The sequence below is a fragment of the Stenotrophomonas sp. CFBP8980 genome (assembly GCF_034046095.1).
GTDB classification, from domain to species: domain Bacteria; phylum Pseudomonadota; class Gammaproteobacteria; order Xanthomonadales; family Xanthomonadaceae; genus Stenotrophomonas; species Stenotrophomonas lacuserhaii.
Map to the genome: position 1 here is coordinate 429,900 of NZ_JAXCXF010000002.1, position 21,047 is coordinate 450,946.

The following is a 21,047-nucleotide window of genomic DNA, read 5'->3' on the forward strand; positions in this document are numbered from 1 at the left end:
GGAAAGGTGCTCACCAGCACATTCCATTCCGTTATATGGACCCCCCCGATGATCTCCCTCCGTAATTTCGCCTTGCGCCGCGGCGAGCGGCTGCTGTTGTCCAACGTCGACCTGACCCTGCATGCCGGTTACCGGGTGGGCGTGGTTGGCCGCAACGGTGCCGGCAAGTCCAGTCTGTTCGCCGCCGTGCAGGGCGAACTGGAAGCCGACAAGGGCGACGTCGACCTGCCCGGCAAGGTGCGTATTGCCAGCGTGGCCCAGGAAACGCCTTCACTGCCGGACCCGGCGTTGAGCTTCGTGCTGGGCGGCGACGTGGTGGTGGCCGCAGTGCTGGCCGAAGAAGCCGCCGCGACCGCCCGCGAGGACTGGGAAGCGGTGGCCGAAGCGCATACGAAGATGGCCGAAGTCGGTGCCTACGATGCCGAAGCGCGTGCCGGCAAGCTGCTGCATGGCCTGGGTTTCCCCGCTGACACGCATCACCGTGCGGTGTCTTCGTTCTCCGGTGGCTGGCGCGTGCGCCTGAACCTGGCACGCGCGCTGATGATGCCCAGCGACCTGCTGCTGCTCGATGAGCCGACCAACCACCTGGACCTGGATGCGGTGTACTGGCTGGAACAGTGGCTGCTGAAGTATCCCGGCACGCTGCTGCTGATCTCGCATGACCGCGAGTTCCTGGACAACGTGGCGACCCACACGCTGCACCTGCACAACGGCGGCGCCAAGCTGTACACCGGCGGCTACACCGACTTCGAACGCCAGCGTTCGGAGCAGCTGCGCCAGCAGCAGATCGCGCACGAAAAGGAACAGAACGAGCGCGCCCACCTGCAGAGCTTCATCGACCGCTTCAAGGCCACCGCGTCCAAGGCCGCGCAGGCGCAGAGCCGCATGAAGCGCCTGGCGAAGATGGCCGGTACGGAAGCGGTGCGGGCCGAGCGCGAGTTCCGCATCGAGTTCGCGCCGCCGGCCAAGCTGCCGTTCTCGCTGATCCGCCTCAACCATGTGGAGGCCGGTTACGGCGCCGATTCGGTGATCCTGCACAATGTCGGCTTCGGCCTGGAAGCGGGCCAGCGCATCGGCCTGCTGGGCCCGAACGGCGCCGGCAAGACGACCCTGGTGAAGACCCTGGTCGGCGAACTGGATCCGATCAGCGGTGATCGTGCCGCGCATCCGGACCTGAAGATCGGTTACTTCGCCCAGCATACGGTGGAGTCATTGCACGAGGGCCAGTCGCCGATGGAGCACTTCCGCGACATCGCCCCGGACGCGCCGAACCAGTCGTTCCGCGATTTCCTTGGCAAGTGGAATTTCGCCGGCGACCGCGCGTTCGAGTCGGTGGATGGCTTCTCCGGTGGCGAGCGTGCACGGCTGGCGCTGGCGTTGATCGCCTACCAGCAGCCGAACGTGCTGCTGCTCGATGAGCCGACCAACCATCTTGACCTGGAAATGCGCGAGGCACTGGCCGAAGCACTGAGTGATTTCGAGGGCGCCATCGTGATGGTGTCGCATGACCGGCACCTGATCGGGCTGGTCTGCGATACGTTCTGGCGCGTGGCCGATGGCGTGGTGGAACCGTTCGATGGCGACCTGGACGAGTATGCAGCGTGGCTGCGTACGCGTCCGCAGGCGCAGGGTACCAAGGCCAAGTTGGCCGAGGCCGTTGCACCGGTGGCGGTGAAGACCGAGCCGGTGGTGCAGGTGGTGCAGAAGAAGGCGCCCAACCCGCACAAGCTGGCCGCCGCAGAGGGCAAGGTGGCCGAGCTGGAAGCCAGCCTTGCCGAGCTGGACCGGCAACTGGCCGATCCGTCCAACTACGCCGATGCCACGCGCATGGCGGTGCTGGGACGCGATCGCGAAGCGACCGCAGCGCAGCTGGAGAAGGCCGAAGCGGCCTGGCTGGCGCTGCTGGAAGGTTGATCGTCGATGCGCGTGCGGACCAAGGTCCGCACCTACAGATGCGCCGGGCCTGGCAGGTGCGGACCTTGGTCCGCACGCACCGTGTGTCAGGCCGCGCCCTGCAGCCACGCGGCGAACCGCCGCGCGGGTTCGCGCTCACTGCGCGAACGCAGCCGCGTCAGCCAGTAGCTGCCCAGTTCGACAGTCTGCGCGAACGGTTGCTGCAGCCGGCCCTCAGCCAGTTCCTGTTCGAACATGCACAGCGGCAGCAGCGCGATGCCCGCGCCGCTGGTCGCGGCGGCGGCCAGGGTCAATGAAGAGTCGAATACCGGCCCGCGCGCTTCCAGCCCCGTGACGCCTGCGGCCTGCAGCCAGCGCGGCCATTCATCAGCGCGGTAGGAACGCAGCAACGGCAGACCGGCAAGGTCGGCGGGCACGCGCAGGCGGCGCGCCAGACCGGGTGCGCACAATGGCGCGAATGGCGCGGCCAGCACGCGGGTGCAGACCTGACCCTGCCAGTCGCCCTCACCAAAGCGGATGGCCAGGTCCAGGCCCTCGCCGGCCAGGTCGATGCGGTTGTTGTGCGTCTGCAGGCGCAGCTCGATGTCCGGATGGGAGGCTTCAAACCCGGCAAGCCGCGGCAGCAGCCAGCCGGTGGCGAAGGTGCCGACCACGCCCAGCGTCAGCACTTCTTTCTCCCCACTGCCGGTGAAGCGGGCCAGCGCCAGGGTGATCCGCTGGAAGGCCTCGTTCATCACCGGATACAGCGCCGCTCCCTCATCGGTGAGCGCCACGCCACGGGGCAGGCGATGGAACAGGCGAACACCCAGGCGTTCTTCCAGGCCGCGTATCTGGTGGCTGAGCGCGGCCTGGCTGACGCACAGCTCCAGCGCGGCGCGGGTCAGGTTCTGGTGGCGCGCGGCGGCCTCGAAGGCGCGCAGGGCGTTGAGCGGTAGCGAAGGTGACAACATGCCATGTCGTAATGAGCTGGATTGATGTCGGATGGTAGCGCGCTGCGATCATCAGGTCGCTGGGCGTGGGCCCTGAGGGAACTGCCATGAGAATTTCAAGGAGCTCCCCCTGAAACGTCGTGCTGGTCGGAAGGTCTGCCAGCGACCACCATGGGTCTCACCATCTGGAGAACGCCCATGCTGTCGCGCCGCCATTTCCTGCAGACCAGTGCCGTCGCGCTGGCGTCATCACTCGCGGTTCCGGCCCTGGCACGCAGCGCGCCCGGCCCGGCCGCGGCCAGCATCGCCACGGCTGCGGACTTCGCTGCGCTGGAAAAGGCCAGCGGCGGGCGGCTCGGGGTGACCCTGCTGGACACCCGCACCGGCAAGCGGGTGGGGCACCGCCAGGACGAACGCTTCCCGATGTGCAGCACGATCAAGTGGATGCTCGCCGCAGCGGCACTGCATCGGGCCGATGGCCAGCCGGGCTTCCTCGACGAGCGCCTGCCGATGCGCGCGGAGGACCTGATCGACCATGCGCCGACGACCCGCCGGCACGTGGGCAAGGACCTGAGCGTGCGCGACCTTTGCCGCACTGCGATGGTGACCAGCGACAATCCGGCGGCGAACCTGCTGCTGCGGCACCTGGGCGGGCCGCCGGCGCTGACGGTCTTCATGCGTTCCCACGGTGACGCGGTGACCCGTAGTGATCGGTACGAGCCGGAACTCAACCGGTTCACGCCGGGCGACCCGCGCGACACCACCAGTCCCGCCGCCAGCGCGGTCAGCCTGCGGCGGTTCGTGCTCGGCGCTGCGCTGCGGCCGGCATCGCGGCAGCAGCTGGCCGACTGGCTGATCGACAACGAGACCGGCGATGCGACGCTGCGGGCCGGGCTGGGCAAGCGATGGCGGGTCGGTGACAAGACCGGCAGCAACGGCAAGGACACGCGCAACGACATCGGCGTGCTGTGGCCACTGGGCGGTGGCACCGCGTGGGTACTCACCGCTTACCTGCAGGGCGCCAGCGTGGACAGCGGCCAGCGCGACGCGGTGCTGGCCCGGGTGGCCGCGTTGGCCGACGGGATGATCGGCTGACGCAGGGCGAGCAAGCTCGCCCGCTACGGGTGCCGCCGCTAGGCGGCCCTGCTGCTGCCTTCCACTGCTTCCAGGAACTCGCGTCCCCAGCGGTCCACGTCGTAGTACTCCACGATGCCGTGCAACTGGCGCTGGCGTGCTTCGGCCTCTTCTTCGGGCATCAGCAGCGCCTGCATCAGGCCGGCGGCCAGATCGGCCGGATCATGCGGATTGGTCAGCACCGCGCCTTTCAGCTCGGCGGCCGCGCCGGCGAACTCGCTCAGCACCAGAACCCCGTTGCTGCCTTCGATGCCGTGGGTGGCGATGAACTCCTTGGCCACCAGGTTCAGGCCGTCACGCAGCGGGGTGATCCACATCACCTGCGCAGCGGCGTAGTGCGCCACCACCTGCTCGAACGGCAGGGCCTTGGCGAAGAAGCGCACTGGCGTCCAGTCCAGCCGTGCGAAGCGGCCGTTGATGCGGCCCACCGCCTGCTCGATCTGGTTCTGCAGGGTGCGGTACACGGTCATTTCGCGTGCGGCCGGCACGCAGACCATCAGCAGGGTGACCTGGCCGCACTGCTCCGGATGCTGCTCCAGCACCCGTTCAAAGGCTTCCAGCTTTGCCAGCGTGCCTTTGGTGTAGTCCAGCCGTTCCACCGACAGTACCAGCTTGCGCGCGCCGATTTCGCGGCGGAGCTTGAAAATGTCGTTGCGCACGTCGCTTCGCGCCAGCGTGTCATGGATGCGGCGAAGGTCGGTGCCGACCGGGTGGGCACCCAAGGCGACGTCACGGTCGCCCACGCGCAGGCGGGTGGTCATAGTGTCCAGCCCCACCGCGCAGCCGTAGGTAAGGAAGCGCGGGGCGCAGTTTTCCCAGGCCAGGCGCTCCACCGGTGCGGCACCACGGACCACGTCCACGAAGTTCTCCACCTGCCGCGGGATGTGGAAGCCGATGTAGTCGCAGGACAGCAGGCTGCCGATGATCTCGCGGCGCCACGGCACCACGTTGAACACATCCGCCGAAGGGAAATAGGTGTGGTGGAAGAAGGCGATCTTGACGTCCGGGCGCAGCTCGCGCAGGTAGGCCGGCACCATCCACAGGTTGTAGTCGTGGATCCATACCGTTGCCCCGTGCGCCGCTTCGGCCGCGGTGGCTTCGGCGAACTTGCGGTTGACCTTCAGGAACACCTGCCAGTCGTCTTCGCGGAAGCGCGCGCGTTCCCAGAACACATGCAGCATCGGCCAGAACGCTTCCTTGGAAAAACGCTTGTAGAAGATGTCCACTTCCTGCCGGCTCAGCGGTACGCGGGTGGCGCGCAGGGTGGGGTACTGGGTTTCGTCCACCTGCACGTGGCGCTGGAACGGCCGGTGCTTGGGATCATCGATGCCCCAGGCGATCCAGCTGCCTTTCTGCCCGCCCTTGAAGAAGCTCAGCAGCGAGGGAATGATGCCGTTCGGCGAACGCGGCGGACGCTGCACCAGCTTGCCGTCCTCGATCGCTTCATCGAAGGGCAGGCGGTGGTAGACCATCAGCAACTGGGCGCCTTCGTGCGACACCGGCGCGGGGGCGGCCAGGTGCGGATCGCGCGCGTCCAGCAGGTTGAAATGGGTGATCGCTTCGAGGATGCCGCCGCAGCCGGGCGCCTGCGCGTGCAGCGTGCGCTGCTGGCCGGCGGTGGCCTCCAGCAGGGCCGGTTCGGACTGGCCGACGCACACGCCGCGGAAGCCGGCGACGTACATGGACAGATCATTGAGCGTATCGCCGGCGACCAGGATGCGTTCGACCGGCAGGCCCAGCGTGCGCGCCAGTGCGGCCAGCGTGCGGCCCTTGTCGGTGCCCGGCGGCAGGATGTCGAGATAACGGTCGGCCGAATACAGCACATCGCAGCCCAGCGAGCGTGCGGTCTGTTCGATCTGCGCGCGCAGCGGGGCGAGCGTCTTCGGGTCGCAGAAGTACGAGCAGCGGCGTTCCTGTGGCACGTCCTGGCGCTGCAGCGCGGTGTAGGGGCGCATAGCGGCAGCCACTACGTGCTCGCCGGGCCAGTGCGCTTCGATCATCGACTGCAGCGGCTGCAGGGGTTGCAGGGTGTGGCCATCGACCACGGTGGCGCCGACATCGCAGACGATGTAGTCCGGGCGCGGGATCGAGGGGTCGGATAGCAGGGGCATCACCGCTTCCAGGCCGCGGCCGGTGATGAAGATGAGCTTGATGCCGGGATGCTGGTCGATCAGCCGGTACAGGCGGTGGCGCTGTTCGGCGCTGCCTGCCAGGAAGGTGCCATCCAGGTCGGTGGCCAATATCAGTTGCGGCGGTGCTGCGGTTTCAACAGCGGGGATTACGGGTTCGGTAGCAGAGGGAGGGCTTCCAACAGTCAATGCGTTTCCTTTTCAGGGTGGAGGGGAGTTTCGGTTTCGGGCATCAGTTCCAGTGCCGACGGCGTGGTGCGCAGCATCGCGCGGAACGGTGCCGGATGGGTGCGCAGGCGGGCATGCGAGAGCAGCCGCATGCCGGTGAAGACGGCCAGGCAGGTCAACACGGCCGCGAAGTACAGCGGCAGCGCGGGGGCTCCGAAGCGGCTCATCAGCGCGCCGGCGATGGCCGGGCCGACCGCCGCGCCGACGCCATGCACCAGCAGCAGGCTGCTGCAGCCGGACAGCAGGTCTTCGCTGGCCAGGTAATCGAGCATGTGCGCCACCGCGAAGGGGTACAGCGCGAACACCAGCCCGCCGTAGCAGAACACCAGCAGGAACATCACGTGCAGTTGCTGCTGGATCAGCGGCATGGCCGCCAGCACCGCCAGTCCGGCGGCGGCCAGGCTGACCGCCATCAGGCCGATGCGCCGGTCGTGGCCATCGCTGATGCGGCCGAGCGGCCATTGCAGCAGGGCACCGCCGGCGATGGCGGCCAGCATGAACAACGGCACGCCATCGCCGCTGAGGCCGATGTCCCCGGCAAATACCGGCAGCAGGCCCCAGAACGGGCCCATCGCCAGCCCGGACAGGCCGGCGGCCACGGTGGCCACCGGTGCCAGGGCGTACAGGTTGCCAAGTTTCAGGCGCGGCACGTTGGGCACGTCCGGCTGCTGCAGGCGGGTGGCGGTGACCGGCAGCATCGCCGCGCACACCAGCAGCGCGGTGACGGTGAACATCGCCGCCGCGCCGGCATCGCCGAGCATCAGCAGCACCTGCCCCAGCGCCAGCGCGGACAGGTTGATCATCATGTACAGCGAAAACACCCGGCTGCGCCGCTGCGGATCGGGCTCGGCGTTGAGCCAGCTTTCGATGACGGTATACAGGCCGACCAGCGCGATGCCAGTGACCACCCGCAGCAGGCCCCAGCCCCACGGGTCCAGCCACAGCGGATGCAGCAGCACGGCCATGGTGGCGAGGGCGGCGTGGAAGGCGAAGGCGCGGCTGTGGCCCATGCGCCGGATCAACGGCGGGGCGGTGAAGGTGCCGACGAAGAAGCCGGCGAAATAACCGGACATCACCCAGCCCAGCGCGTTGGCGCTGAAGCCTTCCTGCCCGCCGCGCACGGCCAGCAGGGTGCCCAGCAGGCCGCCGCCGGTGAGCAGCAAAGCCACGCCAAGCAGCAGTGAAGTCAGCCGCAACATGGGTGCGACCTTCGTGGGGAAGGTTTGGCAAACACGTCACCGACCTTAACACAGGGGGTCTGCCGGGCCGCTTGCAATGCCTTAACATGCGCGCCTGATTTCCTACCTGACGACTACGATGCCGATCTACGGATTCGCCTGCGCCGACTGCGGCCACACCTTTGACCGCCTGCAGAAGATTGCTGATGCAGACCCGACGCAGTGCCCGTCCTGTGGCCAGGAAACGGTGAAGCGGCAGATCACCGCGCCCTCGTTCCGGCTGGCTGGCGGAGGCTGGTATGAGACCGATTTTGGTTCCAACAAGAAAAACCTGGCGGAAAAACCCGCAGCCGCGGCACCTGCGAAGAGCGAGTAAGCACAGAGGGTTTGCGCCATGCCGCGTGGCTGGGTAGGGTGGAGCGATGAACCTGCTCCGGACGTCTTCCCTCGCTATGCTGCTGGCCCTTGCAGGGTGCAGCAACCCTTCCCCTGATCCGGTGGCGCACGAGGTGTCCAACGCGCCGGCCGATGCCTTCCTTGCCAGCGTGGCCGCCTATTGTGGCAAGGCCTTTGCTGGACAGGTGGTGGAAGACAACCCGGCCAGCACCGGGCCGGACCCGTTCGCGGGCAAACGGTTGGTGATGCACGTGCGTGGTTGCCAAGACCCGGCCCATCAGCTGCGGATCCCGTTCCATGTCGGCGATGACCACTCGCGCACCTGGGTGTTGAGCCGAACCGAAAGTGGGCTGCGCCTGAAGCACGACCATCGGCATGCCGACGGCAGCCCGGATGCGATCAGCCTGTATGGCGGCGACAGCAGGCGTCCGGGCACGGCGCAGCGCCAGGAGTTCCCGGCCGATACCGATTCGGTGGCGATGTTCCGCAAGGCGGACATGCTGGCGTCCACGCACAACACCTGGGCGATGGAGATCGATCCGGATCGGCAGTTCGTCTACGAACTGACCCGGCCCGATGGGCGACGCTTCCGCGTGGTGTTCGACCTGTCGCGGCCGGTGGCATTGCCGCCGGCACCCTGGGGCGCCGACAAGCCCGCCGGCCGGGTGGGTAACGGCGGGTAGCGCCGAGCCATGCTCGGCCAGCGCAGCGGCGAGAGCGTGACGACCAACGGTCGTCACCCACCAGGACGGGGAGCGGACGGCCAGCGGCCGTCATTACCGGAAGCGGCGTGGCTGGGTCAGCGCACGCCGAAGCGCGCGCGGCAGCCGTTGCTGACCCACAGGCTGTCATTGTTGTAGCCCCAGGTCTGGTTCTCACGGCAGGCGCTGCCGGACAGCTGTTCGATCAGCACCGGCCGGCCGCGGCGTGCTTCCCACGCGCAGGTGGAGCGGCGCTTGTCGTTGCTGCTGCAGGTGACGCTGTAGTTGTTGTTGGCCCCGCCCCAGCCGCCGCCCCAGTTGCCCCCGCTGGAGCCGCGGGCTTGGGCGAACTCGCCGCGGCAGCCGCCATTGACCCAGACCGCGCCATCACGGGTGCCCCAGGTGCGGCCTTCCACGCAGGCCGTGCCGGAGATCTGCCGGACCAGCCGGGCATTGCGCCAGCCTGTATTGCACACCCGCTCGCGGTTGTTCTGGCTCTCGCAGCGGATGCTGCCGCTGTGCTGCCCGCCGCCGCCCCAGTTCCCGCCGCTACCCCCATTGCCGCCTCCGCGCAGCGAGGTGGCGATGTCCTGCTTGATGCGCGAAAAGCCCCAGCCGGAGTTGACCTGTGCCAGGTAGAACTGCAGCTGGTCGTCGGGAATGCGGCGTCCGTTGGACTGTTCGGCGTACTCCTGGCTGATCACCCGGGTCCGGTCGTTGCTGGAAAGCTGGGCCAGGTTCTCCGGCGCATAGGCACGGGTGCCGATCTGGGCATGGGCGGGAAACAGCGGGGCAGAGCAGGCAAGCGCGGTGGCCAGGCAGGCCAGGGTCCAGCGGTTCATGGCGACATCCCCGAGCGGTCGATGGTCCGCGAATATAGGTACGAACTGGATTAAATCGGTGTGACTGCCAAGGATTTGCCCCCGGTGGGGGCTCGGCCCCAGAATAACCGGCTTTCCGGTCCTTCCTGGCGCCGGCGTACAACAGCGGAGCTTTCCCCCATGCGTACCCACTTCTGCGGCCTGGTCGACGAGACCCTGATCGGCCAGACTGTCACCCTCGCCGGCTGGACCGACGTGGCCCGTAACCAGGGCGGCGTGTGCTTCATCGATCTTCGCGATCATGAAGGCATCGTGCAGGTGACGGTGGAGGTCGACAACGCCGAAGTGTTCGCCGTGGCCGCCTCGCTCGGTTACGAGGACGTGCTGCAGGTGGAAGGCGTGGTGCGTGCCCGTCACGCGGTCAACGACAAGATGGCCACCGGCAAGGTGGAAGTGATCGCCACCGCCATCACCGTGCTCAACAAGGCCGCGCCGTTGCCGTTCCACGCGCACGAGAATCCGGGCGAAGAAACCCGCCTGAAGTACCGTTACCTGGACCTTCGCCGCCCGGAAATGCAGCGCATGCAGCGCACCCGCATCAAGCTGGTGCAGGCGCTGCGCCGCCACCTGGACGAGCGTGGCTTCCAGGACATCGAAACCCCGATCCTGACCAAGGCCACCCCGGAAGGCGCGCGCGACTTCCTGGTGCCGGCGCGCATGCACCCGGGCGAGTTCTACGCCCTGCCGCAGAGCCCCCAGTTGTTCAAGCAGATCCTGATGGTGGCCGGCTTCGACCGCTACTACCAGATCGCGCGCTGCTTCCGCGACGAGGCCCTGCGTGCCGACCGCCAGCTGGAGTTCACCCAGCTCGACATGGAATTCGCCTTCGTGCGCGAGCAGGACGTGCAGGATTTCGTCGAGGACATGATCCGCGGCATCTTCAAGGAAGTGGTCCAGGTGGAGCTGGCTGCACGCTTCCCGCGCATGACCTGGGCCGAGGCGATGCGTCGCTATGGCTCGGACAAGCCGGACCTGCGCATCGCGCTGGAACTGGTGGACGTGGCCGAGCTCGTCAAGTCCAGTGAGTTCCCGGTGTTCAGCGCGGCCGCCAGCGATGCCGATGGCCGCGTGGCCGCGCTGCGCATCCCGGGCGGTGGCAGCCTGAGCCGAAAGCAGATCGACGAATACGCCGCCCACGCCGCCAAATACGGTGCCAAGGGCCTGGCCTACATCAAGATCAGCGACACCGGTGAGGTCAGCTCGCCGATCCAGAAATTCTTCACCGAAGACGGCTTCGCCGCACTGCTGGCCCACGTCGGCGCCGGCAATGGAGACATCGTGTTCTTCGGCGCGGGCGGCTACAACAAGGTGTCCGATTTCATGGGCGCGCTGCGTCTGAAGGCCGGCAAGGACTTCGGCCTGGTCGCCGATGGCTGGGCACCGCTGTGGGTGACCGACTTCCCGATGTTCGAATGGGACGAGGAAGCGCAGCGCTACGTCGCCCTGCACCACCCCTTCACCGCACCGGCGGTGGATGACATCACCGACCTGCGCGCGCATGCCAAGACCGCGGTGTCGCGTGGCTATGACATGGTGCTCAACGGCAACGAGATCGGCGGCGGTTCGATCCGTATCCACCGTCCGGACATGCAGAGCGCGGTCTTCGAGCTGCTCGGCATCGACGCCGAAGAAGCCCGTGCCAAGTTCGGCTTCCTGCTGGATGCGCTGAACTACGGCGCGCCGCCGCACGGGGGCATCGCCTTCGGCATCGACCGCATCGCCGCGCTGATGGCCGGTACCGAGTCGATCCGCGACGTGATCCCGTTCCCGAAGACGACCGGTGCGCAGTGCCTGATGACCGATGCGCCGTCGCCGATCGCCGATGCGCAGCTGGCTGAAGTGCACATCCAGGTGCGTCCAAAGAAGGGCTGAGGTCGCTCCAGGGCTGCCGTGCACGGGCCGGCAGCCTTTCCCACCACGCCGTCGCGACGGCTCGACGCTACGAGGCAAGCACATGGTCCTGGGTTCCTATGCGATCCGCCGTGCCAGCGTGGACGACGCGGCAATCCTGTCGGTGCTGGCCGCGCGCACCTTCACCGAGACTTTCGGCCATCTGTATCCGCCCCGGCACCTGCAGGATTTCCTCGACGAAAACTACGCGGTGGAGCGCCAGCGCATCATCCTGGCGCACCCGGATTACGCGGTCTGGCTGCTGGAGCACGAAGGCGTGGCGATCGGCCATGCGGCGGCCGGTCCGTGCGGCCTGCCGCACCCGGACGTGCAGCCCGGCGACGGTGAATTGAAGCGGCTGTACCTGATCAAGGCCGAGCAGAGCTGCGGCTGGGGCAGCCGACTGTTGGAGACCGCGCTGGCCTGGCTGGAGCGCGACGGCCCACGCCCGCTGTGGCTGGGGGTATGGTCGGAAAACTTCGGCGCGCAGCGCTTCTATGCCCGTTACGGCTTCCACAAGGTGGGCGAATACCTGTTCCCGGTCGGTGAGACCCAGGATCTGGAGTTCATCCTGCGGCGTGAACCGTCGTCCGGCTGAGGGCGTAGTTTCACTGACGCTTTCTGCGTGCTGGCGCTCAATCGTGGCACCATGCACCTGCATGCCACGCCACACAGCCAGCCTACATCGATGACTGCTTCCGTCCTGCTCCTGCATGGCATCTGGAACGCCCGCGCCTGGGTCGGTCCACTCGCCTGGCGCCTGCGTGCGCGCGGCTTCCAGGTCGAGACTTTCGGCTATTCAAGCGTGCTGGGCGGCCCCGAAGTGGCCGTCCCGCAATTGTTGGAACGTCTGCAACAGCGCGGGCCGGTCTCGCTGGTGGGCCACAGCCTGGGCGGGCTGGTGGCGCTGGAGGCGTTGCGTCAGGCGCCGGACCTGCAGGTGCAGCGCGTGGTCTGCCTGGGCTCGCCGCTGCGCGGCAGTGGCACCGCGCGCATCCTGGCCGAACACGGCTGGTCCGCAGCGCTCGGGCGCAGCAGCGGACTGCTGCTGGACGGGCTGCCGGACTGGCAGGGCGAGGCGAGGGTGGGACTGGTCGCCGGTTGCGTGCCGCACGGCCTCGGCAGCCTGCTGGGCGCGCTGGAAGGTGACTCCGACGGCACCGTGGCGTTGGCTGAAACCCGCTTGCCGGGACTGGCCGACCATTGTGTCGTGCGCTGTTCCCACAGCGGGCTGGTGTTCTCGCTGGAGGCAGCGCGGCAGACCGCGCAGTTCCTGCGCCACGGACGCTTTCATCCGGGCCAGGCCTCCGCGGCGGCCTGACCGCGCCAGGTCCTGCGGCAGGGTGGACACGGTTGTGGCGCCCGATCAGGTAGAATCCGCGCCCTGTTCCTGAAGCTGCCAAACGGAAGCCCCCATGGGTAGAGGTCCCTCCATCGAAGGCCGCAAAAACGCGTCTGACGCGAAGCGCGGCAAGATTTTCACCAAGATCATCCGCGAGATCGGCGTTGCCGCGCGCGGTGGCGGAGGCGACCCCAACAACAACCCGCGCCTGCGCGTGGCCATGGATAAGGCGCTGTCCTCGAACATGTCCAAGGACGTGATCGAGCGGGCGATCAAGAAGGCCACCGGCGAGCTGGAAGGCGTGGAGTACGAAGAGATCCGCTACGAGGGTTATGCGCCCGGCGGCGTGGCCGTGATCGTCGACTGCCTGACCGACAACAAGGTGCGTACCGTCGCCGATGTCCGCCATGCGTTCAGCAAGTGCGGCGGCAACATGGGCACCGAAGGCTCGGTGGCGTTCATGTTCAAGCGCCTGGGCGTGATCAGCTATGCGCCGGGTGCCGATGAAGACCGCATCACCGAAGCCGCCATCGAGGCCGGTGCGGACGACATCGTGGTGTACCCCGATGACGCCTCCATCGACGTGGTTACCGCCCCGGATGCCTTCCACGCCGTGCGCGATGCGATGGCGGCCGCGGGGCTGCCGAGCGACCACGCCGAGATCACCTTCCGCGCCGACAACGACATTGCCGTGGAGGGCGACACCGCCCTGCAGGTGAAGAAGCTGCTGGACATGCTGGAAGACCTCGACGACGTGCAGGATGTCTACTCCAACGCCGATCTCGGCGCGCACGCCTAAGCCCGTCGATGACCCGCATCCTCGGCATCGACCCCGGTTCGCAACGTACCGGGGTCGGCATCATCGACGTCGATGCGGCCGGCCGTGTCAGCCATGTACACCACCAGCCGCTGGTGTTGCTGGGCGCTGACGATTTCCCGCAGCGGATGAAGATCCTGGTGCTGGGACTGGCCGATCTGATCATCGAGTACCAGCCGCAGGAAGTGGCCATCGAAAAGGTGTTCATGGCGCGCAACCCGGATTCGGCGCTGAAACTCGGCCAGGCCCGCGGGGCGGCGATTTCGGCCGTGGTGCTGCGTGACCTGCCGGTCAGCGAGTACGCGGCCAGCGAGATCAAGCTGGCGGTGGTGGGGCGCGGCGGAGCGGAAAAACAACAGGTCCAACACATGGTCGGGCTCATGCTCGGCCTGAAGACGAAGCTGCAGGCCGACGCCGCTGATGCGTTGGCCGTGGCCATCACCCATGCCCACGTACGGGCCACGGCCAACCGCCTGGGGCTCAGCGCCCGCCAGGCGTGGGGCCGGAAATGAGGAGCACTGCTGCATGATCGGTCGCCTGCGTGGAATCGTCGCCTACAAGGCGCCGCCGTGGCTGGTGGTGGACGTCAACGGGGTCGGCTACGAGCTGGAAGCCCCGATGAGCACGTTCTACGACCTGCCCGACATCGGCCGCGAGGTGATCCTGTACACGCACTACGCGCAGAAGGAAGACAGCGTGTCGCTGTACGGCTTCCTGCGCGATGGCGAGCGCCGCCTGTTCCGTGACGTGCAGAAGGTCAGCGGCATCGGCGCGAAGATCGCGCTGGCGGTGCTGTCGGCGGCCAGCGTGGAGGAGTTCGTGCGGATGGTGCAGTCCGGGGACGTCACCGCGCTGACCCGCATCCCGGGCATCGGCAAGAAGACCGCCGAGCGCATGGTGCTGGAACTGCGCGACCGTGCTGCCCAGCTGGGCGCCGGCGGCGCGCTGCCCTCCAGCAGTGGGCCGGCCGCGGCCGATCCGGTGTCCGAAGCCACCGTCGCGCTGCAGCAGCTGGGCTACAAGCCGGCCGAGGCGGCGCGCATGGCGCGCGATGCCAATGCCGAGGGCGACGACGTCGCCATGGTCATCCGCAAGGCCCTGCAGTCGGCGCTGCGCTGAGCCTGCCCTTACCTTTCGATACCCCCACCGAGTCCCGCCATGTCCACCCCCAGCAACCCGCAAGATGGCAGCCACGGCCATGCCCCCACCGGGAGCAGCATGGCCTTGGTCGTCGGTGCGATCGGCGTGGTGTTCGGTGATATTGGCACCAGCCCACTGTACACCCTGAAGGAAGCATTCTCCGGCCACTACGGGCTGACCAGCGACCATGACACCGTGCTGGGCGTGCTGTCGCTGTCGTTCTGGGCGCTGATCCTGGTGGTGACCTTGAAGTACGTCACCATCATCATGCGCGCCGACAACGAAGGCGAGGGCGGCATCATGGCGCTGATGGCGCTGACCCAGCGCACGCTGAGCAAGGGCTCGCGCTCGGCCTACGTGGTTGGCATCCTCGGCATTTTCGGCGCTTCGCTGTTCTTCGGCGACGGCGTGATCACGCCGGCCATTTCGGTGCTGGGCGCCGTGGAAGGCCTGGAAATCGCCGCGCCCGGCCTGCATCGCTTCATCCTGCCGATCACCATCGTGGTGCTGCTGGCGGTGTTTGCCGCGCAGCGTTTCGGCACGGAGAAAATCGGCAAGGCGTTCGGGCCGATCACCAGCATCTGGTTCATTTCGCTGGCGGCGATCGGCCTGTACAACATCTTCGACGCTCCTGAAGTGCTGAAAGCCTTCAACCCGTGGTGGGCGATCCGGTTCTTCATGGACCATGGCTGGCACGGGGTGTTCATCCTCGGCGCAGTGGTGCTGGCGGTCACCGGTGGTGAGGCGCTGTACGCGGACATGGGCCACTTCGGTGCCAAGCCGATCCGCCACGCCTGGTACTTCTTCGTGCTGCCATGCCTGGTGATGAACTACCTGGGCCAGGGCGCGCTGGTGCTGGAGCATCCCGAAGCGGTGAAAAACCCGTTCTTCGAAGCGGTGCCGGACTGGGCGCTGTACCCGATGATCATCCTGGCCACGATGGCGGCGGTGATCGCCTCGCAGTCGGTGATCACCGGGGCGTTCTCGGTGTCCCGCCAGGCGATGCAGCTGGGCTACATCCCGCGCATGCGGATCAAGCACACCTCGCATGACACCATCGGCCAGATCTACATCCCGGGCATCAACTGGGGCCTGGCGGTGATGGTGATCGGCCTGGTGCTGGCGTTCCAGAGCTCGTCCAACCTGGCGGTGGCCTACGGCATTTCGGTGTCCGGCACGATGTTGATCGATACCCTGCTGCTGGCCCTGGTGGCGCGCAGTCTGTGGCCGAAATCGCGGCACTGGATCGTCGCGCTGTGCGTGGTGTTCTTCATCATCGACCTGGGCTTCGTGATCGCCAACGGCGCCAAGCTGATGCAGGGCGCGTGGTTCCCGGTGGTGCTGGGCATCCTGCTGTTCACCCTGATGCGCACCTGGCGCCGCGGCCGCGAGCTGCTGCGCGATGAGATCCGCAAGGACGGCATCCGCCTGGATACCTTCCTGCCGGGGCTGATGCTGGCGCCGCCGGTCCGGGTGCCGGGCACGGCGGTGTTCCTGACCGCCGATCCGACCGTGGCGCCGCATGCGCTGATGCACAACCTGAAGCACAACAAGGTGCTGCACGAGCGCAATGTGTTCCTGCATGTGGTGACCCTGCCGGTGCCGTACGCGCCGGAGGGGCATCGGTTGAAGATTGAATCGGTCGGCGATGATTTCCACCGGGTCTACGTCAAGTTCGGTTTCATGGAGACCCCGGACGTGCCGCTGGCGCTGATGCGTTCGTGCGACCACGGCGGGATCTACTTCGATCCGATGGACACCACGTTCTTCGCCAGCCGCGAGACCATCGTGGCCACCGCCAACCGCGGCATGCCGATCTGGCGCGACAAGCTGTTCGCGCTGATGCATCGCAACGCCGCGCCGGCGACGGGGTTCTTCCGGATTCCCGGCAACCGGCTGGTGGAACTGGGCGCTCAGGTCGAGATCTAGTTTTTATTGCGCTGCGCGCGGCTTTCAGGCGCGAGCAACGGCAAAGGCAACCGCAAAAGCTGCGGGCTGCTTGGAGGCGGGGCGGGGAGGCTGTGCAGGACACGCCGTGAACCCCTCCCTGGGGGCTCGCTGTTGCCATCCATGGCAACAGACGGTCCTGCACAGCCTCCCCGCCCCACCTTCGACAGGTCCATGGTGGCCATGGTAGGGCCGACCCATGGTCGGCGGATGTTTCCGCCAACGGCCCGCTGCGCTCGCCGAGCGTGGCTATGCCGGTCGTCCTGACCGGCACCCTACGGGCCGTCGCAGGCGACGTTGGCAGCGGCTCCTGCCGCTGCCTTCGGCGCTACCGCTTTTCTTCTTTTTTCATACGCGGGTGGCGGCCACCGGAACCTGTCAGGGGCCGGGCGGTGGGGCTGGGCGGGGGCGTTGAGCGCCATGGATGGCGCGAAACGAGGCCCGCATGGATGCAGTTTCTGCCGTCCCCCGACCAGCCCCACCGCCCGGCCCAACCCCAGAAGCAGCTTTAAAGCCCCACCCGCGAGGGGGCATCACCCGTTCGATCACCCCCCAATCGCACGGCGCGCGCCCGATTTGCCGCATAATCGGCAGATGACCGAACACCGCATCATTGGCGCCGACGCCACCCGCGAGGATGACGCCGTCGATGCCAGCATCCGCCCCAAACGCATGGCCGATTACCTCGGCCAGGTGCCGGTGCGCGAGCAGATGGACATCTACATCCAGGCCGCCAAGGCACGCGGCGATGCGCTGGACCACGTGCTGATCTTCGGGCCGCCGGGACTGGGCAAGACCACCCTCAGCCATGTCATCGCCAATGAACTGGGCGTGGCGCTGCGGGTGACCTCCGGGCCGGTGATCGAAAAGGCCGGTGACCTGGCCGCGCTGCTGACCAACCTGCAGCCGCACGATGTGCTGTTCATCGATGAAATCCACCGCCTGTCGCCGGTGGTCGAGGAAGTGCTGTACCCGGCGATGGAAGACTTCCAGATCGACATCATGATCGGCGAGGGGCCCGCAGCGCGCTCGATCAAGCTCGACCTGCCGCCGTTCACCCTGGTCGGGGCGACCACCCGCGCCGGCCTGCTCACCGCGCCGTTGCGCGACCGCTTTGGCATCGTCCAGCGGCTGGAGTTCTATACCGCCGAAGAACTGACGCGCATCGTGCGCCGCTCGGCGAAGATCCTCGGCATCGACTGCACCGCCGACGGGGCAGGGGAGATCGCACGGCGTTCGCGCGGCACCCCGCGCATCGCCAACCGGCTGCTGCGGCGCGTGCGTGACTACGCCCAGGTCAAGGCCAACGGGCACATCGACCAGGACGTGGCGCAGGCTGCAATGGTGATGCTGAAGGTCGATCCGGAGGGCTTCGACGAGCTCGACCGGCGCTTCCTGCGCACCCTGGTCGACTACTTCGATGGCGGCCCGGTGGGCGTGGAATCGATGGCTGCGGCGCTGTCCGAAGAACGCGGTACGCTGGAAGACGTGGTCGAACCCTACCTGATCCAGCAGGGCTTCCTGGTGCGCACCGCACGTGGCCGGATGGCCACGCATCGCGCGTATCGCCATCTCGGCCTGAAGCCGAAGGCCCCCCCGGTAGACCTTTTCGCCGAGCAATCCGACAATGAGTGAGCCGCGGTTCAGTTGGCCGACACGCATTTACTGGGAAGATACCGACGCAGGTGGGGTGGTCTACCACGCCCGCTACGTGGCTTTCATGGAACGGGCACGCACCGAATGGATGCGGGCGCTGGGCTTCGGCCAGGAGCGCATGCGCAGCGAACACGGCATGGTGTTCGCGGTCCGCTCCATGGAGATGGACTTCATCAGGCCGGCGCGACTGGACGATGCGCTGCAGGTGAGCGCCACGCTGGTGCAGTGCCGGCGCGCCAGCATGGTCTTTGCCCAGCAGGTGCTGCGCGATGGCCAGGTGCTGCTGGACGCGCAGGTCAGGATTGCCGCACTGGATGCGGAATCCTTCCGCCCGCGCGGCATGGACGATGCGCTGCTGGCGGTCCTGAAGTCGCACGAACACCCCCTTACTCCACACAATCCTGATTTGCAGACTGAGGAACAACGATGATCGCAATGCTTCTGGGCCTGCAGGCCACGGTGGTCGAGGCGCTGCCGGAGGACGTCACCAGCGCCGCCGCCGAAACCGCCGTACAGGCCTCGCGCAGCGGCATCAATTACTGGGAGCTGATGACCAAGGCCAGCATTCCGGTGATCATCATCGTGCTGCTGCTGCTGGCCGGTTCGTTCATCAGCTGGGTGATCATCTTCCGCAAGGCCCGCGTGTTCTCGCAGGCCACCCGGGAAGCGGATGAGTTCGAGAACCGCTTCTGGTCCGGCGCCGACCTCGGCAAGCTGTACTCCTCCGCCACCGACCGCAACCGCAGCGTGGGCGGCCTGGAAGCCATCTTCGAAGCCGGTTTCCGCGAGTACAACCGTCTGCGCGACCGTCGCGGGCTGGACGGCCGTGCACTGCTGGAAGGCGCGCAGCGCGCCATGCGGACCACCTACACCCGCGAAGTGGACCGCCTGGAGCGCAACCTGGAGCTGCTGGCCAACATCGGCTCCACCGCCCCCTACGTGGGCCTGGTCGGCACCGTGTTCGGCATCATGGTGACCATGCACGACATGATCAACAGCGGTGAGCAGGCCGGCATCGCGTCGGTGGCGCCGGGCATCTCCGAAGCCCTGTTCGCTACTGCCATCGGCCTGTTCGTGGCCATCCCCGCAGTGTGGGCGTACAACCGTTTCACCACGCGCGTGGAGCGCATGGCGGTGCGGTTCGAAACCTTCGCCGATGAGTTCAGCTCCATCCTGCAGCGCCAGACCGGCGCAGACGACTGAGCCCAGGCGAGGAGCCCACCATGAGTGCCATCGGTCGCCGCAAGCGGCGCAAGCTCAAATCCGAAATCAACGTCGTGCCGTACATCGACGTCATGCTCGTGCTGTTGATCATCTTCATGGTCACCGCGCCGCTGCTGACGCTGAGCTTCGAGGTTGAACTGCCCCGTTCCAACGCGAAGGCGCTGGAGAGCAAGCAGGATCCGATCGTCGTTTCCGTGCGCGCGGACGGCCAGCTGAGCCTGAAGCTGTCCGACGAAAAGCAGCCCACGGCGATGTCCGCCGAGGAGATGCAGGCCCGGCTGGGCGGCATCGTGGCGCAGGACAAGTCGGTCCGCGTGATCGTCGCCGCCGACCGTGCCGTGGCCTATGAAAAGGTCGTGGCGGCAATGGACGTGCTGAAGCGCGCGAACGTGGAAAAGGTTGGCCTGGCCACCGATGCACAGTGACGCCTTGCCGCCGCCGCGCGACGAAGAACAGGGCTGGGCCTGGCCGGTAAGCCTGGCCGCGCTGGTCCACCTGCTGCTTGCGCTGGTCTTCATCGTGGCCTGGCTGTGGTCGCCCGAGCGCAACACCGAAGCCGCTGCCGGGGACCCGGCGGTGCAGGCCGACATGGCCCTGTCCAGCGCCGAGGCGTCGGCGGCACGGCAGGCCCTGCGCCAGTCCGAGCGCCTGGAAACCCTGCCCGAGCCGATCCCCGAGCCCATCGCAGAGCCCGAACCGATCCCGGAAGACACCATCCCGCCGCCGCAGCCGACCCCCGAACCGCGCCCGATGGACGCGCCCACGCCGCAGCAGTCGCAGGCGCAGGAGCGCGTGGCGCAGCCGGACAAGGTCGATCAGGACGCGGTCAGCGCGCTGGCCATTTCGCAGGAAAAGGCCAAGCAGGAACAGGAGGCGAAGCGTCGCCAGGAGCAGATCGACCTGACCGAGCGCAAGCGCCAGGAAGAGGCCGAACAACGCGCACGACTGGCCAAGCAGCAGGAAGCGGACCGCCAGAAGAAGATCGCCGAGGACGAGCGCAAGGCCAACGAAACCAAAGCCGAGGCGGACAAGCAGAAGAAGATCGCCGAGCTGCGTTCGCGCCGTGAGCAGGCCGAGAAGGAAGCCAAGCTGGCCGAGCAGCGGCTGCGCCAGGTGGCGGCCGCGCGCAACGCGGCGGCCGCGTCCAATGCCAGTGCCAGCAGCAGTGCGGCCTCGCAGCCGGCGGGTGGGGCAGGCGGCACCAGTGACGACCTGACCGCCAAGTACGCCGCGGCGATCCAGGCCAAGGTGCAGGACGCGTGGATCCGTCCGGACAACATCGCCTCCGGCCAGCGCTGCCAGATCGTGATCACCCAGCTGCGCGGTGGCCGCGTGCTGTCGGCCAAGGTCGGCGCCAGCTGTCCCTACGACGAGGCCGGCAAGCGCTCGATCGAAGCGGCGGTGCTGAATGCCCAGCCGCTGCCATACGCGGGCTTCGAGCAGGTGTTCAACCGCGAGCTGATCCTCAACTTCCGCCCGGATTGAGTGCCGGTGGGTGACGACCGTTGGTCGTCACGCCTTGGACAGAAGGAGCGTGACGA

Annotated in this window: 20 protein-coding genes; 16 read left to right on the forward strand and 4 right to left on the reverse strand. The window is 67.4% G+C overall.

Annotation, left to right across the window (positions count from 1 at the left end):
- The first annotated feature begins 48 nt into the window (after window positions 1–48).
- Window positions 49–1,914, forward strand: a complete 1,866-nt coding sequence (locus SOM47_RS08070; RefSeq protein ID WP_320505286.1) for an ABC-F family ATP-binding cassette domain-containing protein — start codon at window positions 49–51, stop codon at window positions 1,912–1,914.
- A gap of 86 nt (window positions 1,915–2,000) precedes the next feature.
- Here SOM47_RS08070 and SOM47_RS08075 read toward each other — a convergent pair whose 3' ends face one another.
- Complete coding sequence (locus SOM47_RS08075; protein WP_320505287.1) at window positions 2,001–2,864, reverse strand: LysR family transcriptional regulator; 864 nt, start codon at window positions 2,862–2,864, stop codon at window positions 2,001–2,003.
- Between the two features lie 177 nt (window positions 2,865–3,041).
- Between SOM47_RS08075 and blaL2 the strand changes: the two genes are divergently transcribed.
- Window positions 3,042–3,938, forward strand: coding sequence for a L2 family extended-spectrum class A beta-lactamase (gene blaL2 / locus SOM47_RS08080; RefSeq protein WP_320505288.1), 897 nt, complete (start codon window positions 3,042–3,044; stop codon window positions 3,936–3,938).
- Between the two features lie 38 nt (window positions 3,939–3,976).
- On the opposite strand, the gene ggpS is transcribed toward blaL2, so the two are convergent.
- Together ggpS and SOM47_RS08090 are read right to left on the reverse strand one after the other, a co-directional pair.
- Window positions 3,977–6,223, reverse strand: a complete 2,247-nt coding sequence (ggpS, locus tag SOM47_RS08085; protein WP_042613475.1) for a glucosylglycerol-phosphate synthase — start codon at window positions 6,221–6,223, stop codon at window positions 3,977–3,979.
- A 68-nt stretch (window positions 6,224–6,291) separates the two neighbouring features.
- Window positions 6,292–7,533 (reverse strand): MFS transporter, encoded by a 1,242-nt coding sequence (locus SOM47_RS08090; RefSeq protein WP_042613456.1) that lies wholly within the window; start codon window positions 7,531–7,533, stop codon window positions 6,292–6,294.
- A 118-nt stretch (window positions 7,534–7,651) separates the two neighbouring features.
- Here SOM47_RS08090 and SOM47_RS08095 point away from each other — a divergent pair, with 118 nt between their 5' ends.
- Window positions 7,652–7,888, forward strand: coding sequence for an FmdB family zinc ribbon protein (locus SOM47_RS08095; RefSeq protein WP_042613457.1), 237 nt, complete (start codon window positions 7,652–7,654; stop codon window positions 7,886–7,888).
- A 46-nt stretch (window positions 7,889–7,934) separates the two neighbouring features.
- Complete coding sequence (locus tag SOM47_RS08100) at window positions 7,935–8,591, forward strand: hypothetical protein (RefSeq protein WP_042613458.1); 657 nt, start codon at window positions 7,935–7,937, stop codon at window positions 8,589–8,591.
- A 116-nt stretch (window positions 8,592–8,707) separates the two neighbouring features.
- Here SOM47_RS08100 and SOM47_RS08105 read toward each other — a convergent pair whose 3' ends face one another.
- A complete protein-coding gene (locus tag SOM47_RS08105) occupies window positions 8,708–9,451 on the reverse strand; it encodes a DUF3011 domain-containing protein (protein WP_042613459.1) in 744 nt (247 codons plus the stop codon).
- Between the two features lie 159 nt (window positions 9,452–9,610).
- Here SOM47_RS08105 and aspS point away from each other — a divergent pair, with 159 nt between their 5' ends.
- The 12 genes from aspS (at window position 9,611) to tolA (ending at window position 20,991) form a co-directional block, all read left to right on the forward strand.
- A complete protein-coding gene (aspS, locus tag SOM47_RS08110; RefSeq protein WP_042613460.1) occupies window positions 9,611–11,362 on the forward strand; it encodes an aspartate--tRNA ligase in 1,752 nt (583 codons plus the stop codon).
- An 82-nt stretch (window positions 11,363–11,444) separates the two neighbouring features.
- Window positions 11,445–11,978 (forward strand): GNAT family N-acetyltransferase, encoded by a 534-nt coding sequence (locus tag SOM47_RS08115; protein WP_042613461.1) that lies wholly within the window; start codon window positions 11,445–11,447, stop codon window positions 11,976–11,978.
- A 90-nt stretch (window positions 11,979–12,068) separates the two neighbouring features.
- The gene (locus tag SOM47_RS08120) at window positions 12,069–12,701 is read left to right on the forward strand and encodes an esterase/lipase family protein (RefSeq protein ID WP_042613462.1); all 633 of its coding nucleotides are present in this window, start codon (window positions 12,069–12,071) and stop codon (window positions 12,699–12,701) included.
- A 94-nt stretch (window positions 12,702–12,795) separates the two neighbouring features.
- Complete coding sequence (locus SOM47_RS08125; RefSeq protein WP_042613463.1) at window positions 12,796–13,521, forward strand: YebC/PmpR family DNA-binding transcriptional regulator; 726 nt, start codon at window positions 12,796–12,798, stop codon at window positions 13,519–13,521.
- 8 nt (window positions 13,522–13,529) lie between these two features.
- Entirely contained in the window at window positions 13,530–14,051 is a 522-nt protein-coding gene (gene ruvC, locus SOM47_RS08130; protein WP_042613464.1) for a crossover junction endodeoxyribonuclease RuvC, read from the forward strand.
- Window positions 14,052–14,064: 13 nt separating this feature from the next.
- Window positions 14,065–14,658 carry a Holliday junction branch migration protein RuvA gene (gene ruvA, locus SOM47_RS08135; protein ID WP_042613465.1) on the forward strand — a complete coding sequence of 198 codons (594 nt, stop codon included), beginning with the start codon at window positions 14,065–14,067 and terminating at the stop codon, window positions 14,656–14,658.
- A gap of 39 nt (window positions 14,659–14,697) precedes the next feature.
- Window positions 14,698–16,608: a potassium transporter Kup gene (locus SOM47_RS08140; RefSeq protein ID WP_042613466.1), complete on the forward strand. Its 1,911-nt coding sequence runs from the start codon at window positions 14,698–14,700 to the stop codon at window positions 16,606–16,608.
- Between the two features lie 612 nt (window positions 16,609–17,220).
- A complete protein-coding gene (gene ruvB / locus SOM47_RS08145) occupies window positions 17,221–18,261 on the forward strand; it encodes a Holliday junction branch migration DNA helicase RuvB (RefSeq protein ID WP_042613825.1) in 1,041 nt (346 codons plus the stop codon).
- Window positions 18,254–18,712 carry a tol-pal system-associated acyl-CoA thioesterase gene (gene ybgC / locus SOM47_RS08150; RefSeq protein ID WP_320505289.1) on the forward strand — a complete coding sequence of 153 codons (459 nt, stop codon included), beginning with the start codon at window positions 18,254–18,256 and terminating at the stop codon, window positions 18,710–18,712. Before ruvB ends, ybgC begins: the two co-directional genes overlap by 8 nt.
- The gene (tolQ, locus tag SOM47_RS08155) at window positions 18,709–19,485 is read left to right on the forward strand and encodes a protein TolQ (RefSeq protein WP_042613823.1); all 777 of its coding nucleotides are present in this window, start codon (window positions 18,709–18,711) and stop codon (window positions 19,483–19,485) included. Before ybgC ends, tolQ begins: the two co-directional genes overlap by 4 nt.
- Window positions 19,486–19,505: 20 nt before the next feature.
- Complete coding sequence (gene tolR, locus SOM47_RS08160) at window positions 19,506–19,931, forward strand: protein TolR (protein ID WP_192084034.1); 426 nt, start codon at window positions 19,506–19,508, stop codon at window positions 19,929–19,931.
- Window positions 19,921–20,991 carry a cell envelope integrity protein TolA gene (tolA, locus tag SOM47_RS08165; RefSeq protein ID WP_042613821.1) on the forward strand — a complete coding sequence of 357 codons (1,071 nt, stop codon included), beginning with the start codon at window positions 19,921–19,923 and terminating at the stop codon, window positions 20,989–20,991. The genes tolR and tolA overlap by 11 nt, the downstream gene beginning before the upstream one ends.
- Window positions 20,992–21,047 lie beyond the last annotated feature (56 nt).